The organism is Marilutibacter maris (assembly GCF_006546735.2).
GTDB classification, from domain to species: Bacteria; Pseudomonadota; Gammaproteobacteria; order Xanthomonadales; family Xanthomonadaceae; genus Marilutibacter; species Marilutibacter maris.
This window is the reverse complement of the sequence record NZ_VICD02000326.1, coordinates 1-9917: the sequence shown is the minus strand read 5'-3', so window position 1 is coordinate 9917 and position 9917 is coordinate 1. Positions and strand designations below refer to the sequence as shown.

Below are 9917 nucleotides of genomic sequence, written 5' to 3'. Positions count from 1 at the left end.
GGCCGCCGCCGAGGAAGCCAAGGAAGACGCCGGCCACTGAGCCGCGTTCCAACGCAAGCCTCCAAAAGGGCCCGCCTGCGCGGGCCCTTTCTTTTTTGCGCCGTCGGCAAGGCACCGGCCGCAACCGGGAGTAGCGGCGGCACCCACTCTCCGGACGGTGGCGAACTGGTCGCATCGGAGCCTTTGTGGTTTGATGCCGACCTCTTTCCGCCATGCCCCCGCCCATGCCCGCGATCACCTCCCAGCTCGACCCGCGCTCGCAGGACTTCCAGGACAACGCGGCCTACCACCGTGCCCTGGTCGACGAACTCGACGCCCGCCTCGCCCGCGCCGCCCAGGGCGGCGGCGACAAGGCGCGCGACAAGCACACCGAGCGCGGCAAGCTGCTGGTCCGCGACCGCATCACCGCCCTGCTCGATCCCGGCTCGCCATTCCTGGAAATCGCGCCGCTGGCCGCCGAGGAGATGTACGACGGCGCCGCGCCGGCCGCCGGCATGGTCTGCGGCATCGGCCGGGTGATGGGGCAGGAAGTGGTGGTCGTCGCCAACGACGCGACTGTCAAGGGCGGCACCTACTTCCCGATGACGGTGAAGAAGCACCTGCGCGCGCAGGAGATCGCGCGCGAGAACAACCTGCCCTGCGTGTACCTGGTCGACTCCGGCGGCGCGTTCCTGCCATTGCAGGACCAGGTGTTCCCGGACAAGGAGCACTTCGGCCGCATCTTCTACAACCAGGCGCGGATGAGCGGGGAGAACATTCCCCAGGTCGCGGTGGTGATGGGCAGCTGCACCGCCGGCGGCGCCTACGTGCCGGCGATGTGCGACGAGTCGGTGATCGTCAAGGAACAGGGCACGATCTTCCTCGGCGGTCCGCCGCTGGTGAAGGCGGCCACCGGCGAGATCGTCGATGCCGAGACCCTCGGCGGCGCCGACGTCCATACCAGCGTGTCCGGCGTGGCCGACCACTTTGCCGAGGACGACCGCCACGCGCTGCAGATCGCGCGCGACATCGTCGGCACCTTCAACCGGCGCAAGCGCGTGCCGGTGGCGAGCCGCACCGCGGTCGAGCCGCGCTACCCGGCCGAGGAGCTGTACGGGATCGTGCCCAGGGACACCCGCCGCCCGTTCGACATCCGCGAGGTGATCGCGCGGGTCACCGACGGCAGCGAGCTGCAGGAGTTCAAGGCCCGCTATGGCAAGACCCTGGTCACCGGCTTCGCCCACATCCACGGCTACCCGGTCGGCATCGTCGCCAACAACGGCATCCTGTTCGCCGAGAGCGCGCTCAAGGGCGCGCACTTCATCGAGTTGTGCAACCAGCGCGGCATCCCGCTGGTGTTCCTGCAGAACATCACCGGCTTCATGGTCGGCAAGAAGTACGAGCAGGCCGGCATCGCCAAGGACGGGGCCAAGATGGTCACCGCGGTGGCCTGCTCGCATGTGCCCAAGTTCACCGTGGTGATCGGCGGCAGCTTCGGCGCCGGCAACTACGCGATGTGCGGCCGCGCCTATGGCTCCCGCTTCCTGTGGATGTGGCCGAACGCGCGGATCAGCGTGATGGGCGGCGAACAGGCGGCCAGCGTGCTGGCGACGGTCCGCCGCGACGGCATCGAGGCGCGCGGCGGGCAATGGAGCGCGGACGAGGAAGAAAGCTTCAAGGCGCCGATCCGCGACCAGTACGAGACCCAGGGCAGCCCCTGGTACGCGACCGCGCGGCTGTGGGACGACGGCATCATCGACCCCGCCGATACCCGCCGCGTGCTCGGCCTGGGCCTGTCGGCCAGCCTCAACGCACCGATCGAGAGCGGCCCCGGCCGCGACGGCACCCGCTTCGGCGTGTTCCGGATGTAGCCGCGTCCGCGCTTGCGGCCGACCGGGTCGCGGCGCTCGTGGCATGGCAATGACGCGCCGGTGACGGTGCGATGTCGTCCGCCGGTCCTGCCGTCGCGCCCAGATGAAGCCAGGCCAACCGACGGCAACCGCTCGTCGGATGGTTGGCGGTTGTTGAGAACCCTCGCACGGAAAGGCCTGAAAAACGCGTGCTAGCGTAATCCGCTGACGTTCTTTCCGGCTTGCGCCCAAACCCCGCCAGAGGAGTTCCGCACGATGGCCATCTTCAACAGCCCCGCCTCCCCCCAGAAACGCGACAACCCGCCGCCGCCGTCGGACACGCCGGCTCCGCGCGCGGTCGAGACGCGTCCCGAGCCGTCGTTCGCCGCGCAGAACAACACCGCCGCGACCAGCCCGCGCACCACGCCGTCGGCCGGCGCGCAGCCGCAGCTGAAGGAATCGGTGATCGCTTCCGACCTGACCATCGAGGGCAAGATCGAGGGCTCCGGCCACGTGCGCCTGGCCGGCAAGTTCAAGGGCGACGTCAATGTGCAGGGCGACCTGACCATCGAGGTCGGCGCCAAGCTCAACGGTGGGGTCAAGGCCCGCAAGGTGATCATCGCCGGCGAGCTGGAAGGCAACATCGATGCCGCCGAACGGGTCGAGCTGCTCGACAGCGGCGCGATGATCGGCGACATCAAGGCCGGCACGGTCACCGTGGCCGCCGGCTCCAAGATGCGCGGCCAGGTCGAGTTCGGCTGGAGCGGCAAGGAAGGCGGCAAGTCGAACGGCCAGTCCAACGGCAAGGGATCGGCCGGGGAGAACGGCGCCGGCGCATGAGCGCGATCCGCCTAGGCACGCCTGGCGCGACGCGGACCTGCCCGCACTGCAAGACCACGATCCTCGAAAGCGCGAACGTCTGTCCCGCGTGCCAGCACCACCTGCGCTTCGATCCCGACGCCGGATCGAAGGCGCAGCGCACGGTGCCATTGCGGGTGGAAGGCACGATCCGCCCGCAGCCCAGCGACGGCGCGCTGGAGTATTCGATGGTGGTGTCGATCCGCAACGAGCGCGGCGAGGAGATCGACCGCCAGGTGATCGGCGTCGGCGCGCTCTACCCGGGCGAGGAACGCAGCTTCACCCTCGCGGTGGAGGCGCTCGAGGTCAAGGGCTACCGCGCCGGCAAGGGCCGCAGCCGCCACTGAGCGGCCCGCGCGCACGGCCCCCTGCTCCGCCGCCCGTACGACGGGCGGCCATCCGCAGCCGGTGGCCGTCGCCCTTCCCGTCACGAACGGCTCGCGGCTTACGCCGCTCCTACGAAAAGCGGTCGCCTGTCCTGTAGCCGTCTCGGTGCGACCTGCTCCGCGACGGCGTTCACGCTCGCCACGCGCGTCGTTTCCCTGTAGGAGCGGCGTAAGCCGCGATTGCCCGAGTCGGGGAACGGCCCGTTCAGTCCGCCGGGCCGCAACCGTCGCAGCCGCCACAGGCGCCGGCGGCCCCGGTGCCGGACGGTGCGATCCAGCGTCCCAGCGCGCGCATCCAGCCGGGTCGGCCCTCGCGCACCAGCGGCACCGCGCAGGCGACCCGCAGCCGGCGGGTGAACGCCGGCATCTGCCGCTGCATCACGTAGCCGGCGCTGGCCAGCACCGCCACGGCGATCAGCAGGTACTGCAGCAGCAGCCCGCGCTCCATCAGCCCGCTCCCAGCGCCGCCGCGACCTGATAGGTCAGCATCGCGGCCAAGTAGGCCAGCGCGAACAGGTAGCCGGCCGAGACCGCGACCTGCTTCCAGGAACCGGTCTCGCGCTTGATCGTCGCCAGGGTCGAGATGCACTGCGGCGCATAGATGAACCACACCAGCAGCGCCAGTGCGGTCGCCAGCGACCAGCCGTCGCTGATCACCGGCGTCAGCGCCTGGGTCGCGGCATCGTCGTCGGCCGCGGACAACGCATAGACCGTGGCAAGCGACGACACCGCCACCTCGCGCGCGGCCATGCCGGGAATCAGCGCGATGCAGATCTGCCAGTTGAAGCCCAGCGGCGCGAAGATCGCGGTCATCGCGTGGCCGATGCGGCCGGCGAAGCTGTAGTCGATCGCCGGCCCGGTCGCGCCTTCGGGCGCACCCGGGAAGTTCAGCAGGAACCACAGCAGGATGGTCAGCGACAGGATGATGCCGCCGACCCGGCGCAGGAAGATCCACGCCCGCTCCCACAGGCCGATCAGCAGATCGCGCGGATGCGGGATGCGGTAGGACGGCAGCTCCAGCAACAGCGGGTGCTCGCCCTTGTCGCGGCGCCATTTCTTCATCACCCACGACACCGCCAGCGCGCTGAGGATGCCGGCCATGTACAGCGCGAACAGGACCAGGCCCTGCAGGTTGAACAGGCCGACCTTCTGTTGCGGGATGAAGGCGCCGATCAAGAGCGCATAGACCGGCAGTCGCGCCGAGCAGGTCATCAGCGGGGCGACCAGGATCGTCGCCAGGCGATCGCGCGGATCCTGGATCGAGCGCGTGGCCATGATCCCGGGAATCGCGCAGGCGAAGCTCGACAGCAGCGGAATGAACGAGCGCCCCGACAGTCCCGCCGAGGCCATCAGCCGGTCGAGCAGGAAGGCCGCGCGCGGCAGGTAGCCGGACTCCTCCAGCGCAAGGATGAAGGCGAACAGGATCAGGATCTGCGGCAGGAACACGATCACCCCGCCGAGGCCGGCGATGATGCCGTCGGCGAGCAGGCTGGTCAGCGGCCCTTCCGGCAGGGTCGCGACGACCCATTCGCCGAGCGCGCCGGTGCCGCCGTCGATCAGGTCCATCACCGGCGTCGCCCAGGCGTAGACCGCCTGGAAGATCAGGAACATCACCGTCGCCAGCGCGACCAGTCCGAACACCGGGTGCAGCAGCCAGCGGTCCAGCGCGTCGTCGACCGCGGCGGTGCGGCGCGGCATGCTCACCGCCAGCGACAGCAGCCGCCGCGTCTCCGCGTGCAGGGCGTCGGCATCCTCGGCGGCGCCCTCGGGCATCTGCCGGTCCGGCTCGTGCGGTTCGGTGCCGAGCGCCTCGATCCTGGCGACCAGGTCGCGCGCGCCGTGGCGCTGCACCGCGACGGTCGCCACCACCGGCACCCCGAGTTCGCGCTCCAGCGCCTGCAGGTCGACCTCGATCCCGCGCCGGTGCGCGGCGTCCATCATGTTGACCGCCAGCACCATCGGCTTGCCCAGCGCGCGCACTTCCAGCGCGAAGCGCAAGTGCAGGCGCAGATTGGTCGCGTCGACCACGCAGACGATCACGTCCGGCGCCGCCTCGCCCGGATAGAAGCCGCGGCAGAGGTCGCGGGTCACCGCCTCGTCCAGACTCGCGGCATGGAAGCTGTAGGCGCCGGGCAGGTCGAGCACCGCGTAGTGGCGGCCGGACGGGCCGTGCAGGCGGCCCTCCTTGCGCTCGACGGTGACGCCGGCGTAGTTGGCGACCTTCTGGCGGCTGCCGGTCAGCTGGTTGAACAACGCGGTCTTGCCGCAGTTGGGGCTGCCGACCAGGGCCAGGCGCAGGGCGCGTGCCTCGCTCATGCCGGGTCTCCCGCCATCGCCACGCGCACGCGCGCGGCCTCGACCCGGCGCAGCGCGAAACGGGTGAAGCCGACCTGGACCAGCAGCGGTTCGGCGGTGAACGGACCGGCGGCCATCAGCTCGACGCGCTCGCCGGCGACGAAGCCCAGCTCGCGCAGACGGCGGGCAATGGCGTCGTTGGGCATCGCATCCTCAACGCTCTCGACGATGGCCGCGACGCGGCGCGGCAGTTCTGACAGCTTCAAGTCGCGCACCTGAGCAAATAGGAATTGTTCTCATTCTAGCATCGACCACGACCGATTCGCGCCACCGTGCGACACCCCCGGAAACCCTACTGCAGCGGATTTATCGGGCGTTGCCTTATCATCGACGGCTGTTCCGACCGATCCGGCAAAGCACGCGATGACCGTCCCCCTGTTGATCCTGCGCGACGGCGCAGTCGCCCGTCTGCGGCTCAACCGTCCCGAACTGCACAACGCCTTCGATGCGACCCTGATCGCCGGACTGACCGACGCCCTGCGGGCGCTGGCCGACGACGACGGCGTCCGGGTGGTGGTGCTGGAGGGCGAAGGCGCCTCGTTCTCCGCCGGCGCCGACCTGAACTGGATGCGCTCGATGGCGGCGGCCAGCGAGGACGAGAACCGCGAGGATTCGCTGGCGCTGGCGCGGCTGATGCGGAGCCTCGACGAGCTGCCGAAGCCGACCATCGCCCGCGTCCATGGCGCCGCGTTCGGCGGCGGCGTCGGCCTGATCGCCTGCTGCGACATCGCGATCGGCGCGAGCGGGGCCAAGTTCGGTCTGACCGAGGCCAAGCTGGGCCTGCTGCCGGCGGTGATCTCGCCCTACGTGATCGAGGCGATCGGGCCGCGCCAGGCGCGGCGGCTGTTCGCCACCGCCGAGATCTTCGACGCCGAACAGGCGCACCGGATCGGCCTGCTGCACGAGGTCGTCGCCGGCGAGGCCCTGGACGAGGCGGTCGAGCGCCAGATCGGGCTGCTGCTCAAGGCCGGCCCGGTCGCCACCGCGACCGCCAAGCGGCTGGTGCGCGAGGTCGCCGCCCATGCCGACCGCGACCGCCACGACACCGACAACGCCGCGCTGATCGCCCGCCTGCGGGTATCGCCGGAAGGACAGGAAGGCCTGTCCGCCTTCCTCGACAAGCGCCGACCCTCCTGGGTCTGATCCGGCGCGGCAGGCACAAGGAGAACCGCCATGATCGACCACATCGGAATCCCGGTTGCGGACTACGCCCGCAGCAAGGCGTTCTACCTCAGCACCCTGGCCAGCATCGGCGCCGCGCTGGTGATGGAGGTGCCGGCCAGCGTCACCGAAAGCGGACGGCCGACCGCCGGCTTCGGCCGCGGCAAGCCCGACTTCTGGATTTCCGAGGCCGATGCGGTGGCGGCCAGCCATGTCGCCTTCTCGGTGTCCTCGCGCGCCCAGGTCGATGCCTTCCACGCCGCCGGCCTGGCCGCCGGCGCCCGCGACAATGGCGCCCCGGGGCTGCGCACGATCTACCACCCGGACTATTACGGCGCGTTCCTGATCGACCCGGATGGCCACAACATCGAGGCCGTTTGCCACCTGCCCGAGGGCTCAGCCTGATGTCGCCGTCATCGAAGATGTTCAACAAGATCCTGATCGCCAACCGCGGCGAGATCGCCTGCCGGGTCATCCGCAGCTGCCGCCAGATGGGCATCCGCACCGTCGCGGTCTATTCCGAGGCCGACGCCGACGCCCAGCACGTGCGCCAGGCCGACGAGGCCTACTGCATCGGCGGCCCGCGTCCGGCCGACAGCTACCTGCGCGGCGACGCGATCCTGGAGGTGGCGCTGCGCAGCGGCGCGCAGGCGATCCATCCCGGCTACGGCTTCCTCAGCGAGAACGCCGACTTCGCCGATGCGGTCGAGGCCGCCGGCCTGGTGTTCATCGGCCCGAAGGCGGCGTCGATGCGCAAGATGGGCAGCAAGGCCGGCGCCAAGCAGCTGATGGAGGCGGCCGGGGTCCCGGTGGTGCCCGGCTACACCGGCGAGGACCAGTCGCCCGGACTGCTGCAGGCCGAGGCCGACCGCATCGGCTACCCGCTGATGATCAAGGCCGCCCACGGCGGCGGCGGCAAGGGCATGCGCATCGTCCGCGAGGCCGGCGAGTTCATCGCCAACCTGGAGAGCTGCCAGCGCGAGGCCGCCAATGCGTTCGGGCGCGATCGCGTGCTGCTGGAGCGCTATGTCGAGAAGCCGCGCCACATCGAGATCCAGGTGTTCGGCGACAGCCACGGCGGCGCGATGCACCTCAACGAACGCGAGTGTTCGGCCCAGCGCCGCTACCAGAAGGTGCTGGAGGAGTCGCCGTCGCCGTTCCTGAGTCCCAAACTGCGCCAGGCGATGGGCGAGGCGGCGGTGCTGGCCGCGCGCACCATCGACTACGTCAACGCCGGCACGGTCGAGTTCATCGTCGGCCAGGACGGCCGCTTCTACTTCATGGAGATCAACACCCGCCTGCAGGTCGAGCATCCGGTCACCGAGAAGGTCACCGGGCTGGACCTGGTCGAGTGGCAGCTGCGGATCGCCAGCGGCGAGGCGCTGCCGCTGACCCAGGCGCAGGTCCGCCAGGACGGCCACGCGATCGAGGTCCGGCTCTATGCCGAGGACCCGGAGGCCGGCTTCCTGCCCGGCTCCGGACGGCTGGAACGGCTGCGGCTGCCGGCGCCCGACGCGCACGTGCGGATCGACGCCGGCGTGATCGAGGGCGACACGGTGACGATCTTCTACGACCCGATGATCGCCAAGCTCATCGTCCACGACCGCGACCGCGCGACCGCCCTCGCCCGCCTGCGCGACGCATTGTCGCGGTGCGCGATCGAAGGTCCGAAGTCCAACATCGCGTTCCTGGAGCGGCTCGCCCGCCACCCGGCCGTGGTCGACGGCACCATCGACACCGGCTACCTGGACCGCCACCTGGACGAGTTCACCGGCGCCGACGAAGCCGTCGATACCGACATGCTGCTGGCCGGCGCGGTCGCGGTGCTGCTGGAGCAGGAGCAGCTCACCCGCGAACAGGCGCGCGCCTCGGCCGACCCGCATTCGCCCTGGGCGATCGCCGACGGCTGGCGGCTCGGCCACGGCAGCCGCCGCAGTCTGGCCCTGCTGCACCGCGGCCAGCGGCTGGAGCTGCACGCCCAGGGCAGCGGCGGCGACTACCGCATCGAACACGCCGGCGACAGCTATCCGATCGCCGGCGCGCGCCTGGCCGAGGGGCGACTCAGCTTCCGTATCGGAGATCGGGGGCTGCGCATGTCGGTGATCGACGACGGCCGTACCCAGGTCGTCCACGACGGCGAGCGTCGTCTGCAACTGAACCCGGTGGCGATGTACCAGGCCGACCATGCCGGCGACGCGGCCGCGGCGGACGCGCTGATCGCACCGATGCCGGGACGGGTCGTGGTGGTCCGGGTCGGCGAAGGCGACGAGGTCGAGGCGGGCCAGGAACTGATGGTGATCGAGGCGATGAAGATGGAGCTGAGCCTGAAGGCGCCTCGCGACGGCAAGGTCGCCCAGGTCCAGGCCGCGGCCGGCGACTTCGTCGATGCAGACGCGGTGCTGGTGGCGCTGGCATCATGAGCGCCATGACACCCGCCCAGGTACGCATCGTCGAGGTCGGTCCGCGCGACGGCCTGCAGAACGAGAAGGCGCTGGTCGCGACCGCCGACAAGATCGCGTTGATCGACCGGCTGTCGGCGACCGGCCTGCGCAGCATCGAGGCGACCAGCTTCGTCAGCCCCAGGTGGGTGCCGCAGCTGGCCGACGCCGCCGAGGTCTATGCCGGCATCGCCCGCCGGCCCGGCGTGCACTACCCGGTGCTGGTGCCGAACGAGAAAGGCTACGAGCGCGCGCGCGAGGTCGGGGTCGAGGAGATCGCGGTGTTCACCGCCGCCTCGGAAGCGTTCAACCGCAAGAACATCAACGCCGGCATCGACGAGTCGCTGCAGCGCTTCGCGCCGGTGATGGCGCGCGCCCGCGAGGACGGCGTGCGCGTGCGCGGCTACGTATCGACCGTGCTCGGCTGCCCGTACCAGGGCGAGGTGCCGCTCGCCGACGTGGCGCGGGTCGCCGGCGCCCTGCACGAGATGGGTTGCTACGAGGTCTCGCTGGGCGACACCATCGGCGTTGGCACGCCCGGCAAGGCGCGGGCGATGCTGCGCGCGGTCGCCGCCGAGGTGCCGATGGCGGCGCTGGCGGTGCATTTCCACGACACCTACGGCCAGGCGCTGGCGAACATCCTCGCCTGCCTGGAGGAGGGCGTCGCGGTGATCGACGCCGCGGTCTCCGGCACCGGCGGCTGCCCCTACGCCAAGGGCGCCAGCGGCAACGTCGCCACCGAGGACGTCGTCTACATGCTGCACGGCATGGGCGTGGACACCGGCATCGAGCTGGACGCGCTCGCCGACACCGGGCGCTGGCTGGCCGCCCTGCTCGGCCGCGACAGCGGCTCCAGGGTCGCGAAGGCGCTGGCGGCCTCATGACCCTGC

General features: G+C 70.7%; 10 protein-coding genes. 7 read left to right on the top strand and 3 right to left on the bottom strand.

Annotated features, from left to right (window positions below; genetic code table 11):
• Positions 1-224 precede the first annotated feature (224 nt).
• The 3 genes from FKV24_RS18240 (at position 225) to FKV24_RS18230 (ending at position 3034) form a co-directional block, all read left to right on the top strand.
• On the top strand, positions 225-1850 hold the full coding sequence (locus tag FKV24_RS18240) for a carboxyl transferase domain-containing protein (protein WP_141483405.1): 1626 nt from the start codon (positions 225-227) through the stop codon (positions 1848-1850).
• 255 nt (positions 1851-2105) lie between these two features.
• The gene (locus FKV24_RS18235; protein WP_111266668.1) at positions 2106-2669 is read left to right on the top strand and encodes a bactofilin family protein; all 564 of its coding nucleotides are present in this window, start codon (positions 2106-2108) and stop codon (positions 2667-2669) included.
• Entirely contained in the window at positions 2666-3034 is a 369-nt protein-coding gene (locus FKV24_RS18230; RefSeq protein ID WP_141483404.1) for a hypothetical protein, read from the top strand. The genes FKV24_RS18235 and FKV24_RS18230 overlap by 4 nt, the downstream gene beginning before the upstream one ends.
• 244 nt (positions 3035-3278) lie before the next feature.
• Here FKV24_RS18230 and FKV24_RS18225 read toward each other — a convergent pair whose 3' ends face one another.
• From FKV24_RS18225 to FKV24_RS18215, 3 genes are read right to left on the bottom strand one after another with little or no spacing between them, the layout of a single operon-like run.
• Positions 3279-3521, bottom strand: a complete 243-nt coding sequence (locus tag FKV24_RS18225) for a DUF6587 family protein (RefSeq protein ID WP_141483403.1) — start codon at positions 3519-3521, stop codon at positions 3279-3281.
• A complete protein-coding gene (gene feoB, locus FKV24_RS18220) occupies positions 3521-5389 on the bottom strand; it encodes a ferrous iron transport protein B (protein ID WP_141483402.1) in 1869 nt (622 codons plus the stop codon). The genes FKV24_RS18225 and feoB overlap by 1 nt, the downstream gene beginning before the upstream one ends.
• A complete protein-coding gene (locus FKV24_RS18215; protein ID WP_111268082.1) occupies positions 5386-5634 on the bottom strand; it encodes a FeoA family protein in 249 nt (82 codons plus the stop codon). Before FKV24_RS18215 ends, feoB begins: the two co-directional genes overlap by 4 nt.
• 157 nt (positions 5635-5791) lie before the next feature.
• Between FKV24_RS18215 and FKV24_RS18210 the strand changes: the two genes are divergently transcribed.
• From FKV24_RS18210 to FKV24_RS18195, 4 genes are read left to right on the top strand one after another with little or no spacing between them, the layout of a single operon-like run.
• Positions 5792-6571 carry an enoyl-CoA hydratase/isomerase family protein gene (locus FKV24_RS18210; protein ID WP_141483401.1) on the top strand — a complete coding sequence of 260 codons (780 nt, stop codon included), beginning with the start codon at positions 5792-5794 and terminating at the stop codon, positions 6569-6571.
• Between the two features lie 30 nt (positions 6572-6601).
• Positions 6602-6994 carry a VOC family protein gene (locus FKV24_RS18205; RefSeq protein WP_111266673.1) on the top strand — a complete coding sequence of 131 codons (393 nt, stop codon included), beginning with the start codon at positions 6602-6604 and terminating at the stop codon, positions 6992-6994.
• A gap of 17 nt (positions 6995-7011) precedes the next feature.
• A complete protein-coding gene (locus tag FKV24_RS18200; protein WP_141483407.1) occupies positions 7012-9009 on the top strand; it encodes an acetyl/propionyl/methylcrotonyl-CoA carboxylase subunit alpha in 1998 nt (665 codons plus the stop codon).
• Between the two features lie 5 nt (positions 9010-9014).
• Entirely contained in the window at positions 9015-9911 is an 897-nt protein-coding gene (locus FKV24_RS18195; RefSeq protein WP_141483406.1) for a hydroxymethylglutaryl-CoA lyase, read from the top strand.
• The last annotated feature ends 6 nt before the right edge of the window (positions 9912-9917 follow it).

What these genes read in the sequence shown, in the direction of transcription:
- FKV24_RS18240 (WP_141483405.1), top strand. Translation starts at nt 225, where the DNA reads ATGCCCGCGATCACCTCCCAGCTCGACCCGCGCTCGCAGGACTTCCAG.
- FKV24_RS18235 (WP_111266668.1), top strand. Translation starts at nt 2,106, where the DNA reads ATGGCCATCTTCAACAGCCCCGCCTCCCCCCAGAAACGCGACAACCCG.
- FKV24_RS18230 (WP_141483404.1), top strand. Translation starts at nt 2,666, where the DNA reads ATGAGCGCGATCCGCCTAGGCACGCCTGGCGCGACGCGGACCTGCCCG.
- FKV24_RS18225 (WP_141483403.1), bottom strand. Translation starts at nt 3,521, where the DNA reads ATGGAGCGCGGGCTGCTGCTGCAGTACCTGCTGATCGCCGTGGCGGTG.
- feoB (WP_141483402.1), bottom strand. Translation starts at nt 5,389, where the DNA reads ATGAGCGAGGCACGCGCCCTGCGCCTGGCCCTGGTCGGCAGCCCCAAC.
- FKV24_RS18210 (WP_141483401.1), top strand. Translation starts at nt 5,792, where the DNA reads ATGACCGTCCCCCTGTTGATCCTGCGCGACGGCGCAGTCGCCCGTCTG.
- FKV24_RS18205 (WP_111266673.1), top strand. Translation starts at nt 6,602, where the DNA reads ATGATCGACCACATCGGAATCCCGGTTGCGGACTACGCCCGCAGCAAG.
- FKV24_RS18200 (WP_141483407.1), top strand. Translation starts at nt 7,012, where the DNA reads ATGTTCAACAAGATCCTGATCGCCAACCGCGGCGAGATCGCCTGCCGG.
- FKV24_RS18195 (WP_141483406.1), top strand. Translation starts at nt 9,015, where the DNA reads ATGACACCCGCCCAGGTACGCATCGTCGAGGTCGGTCCGCGCGACGGC.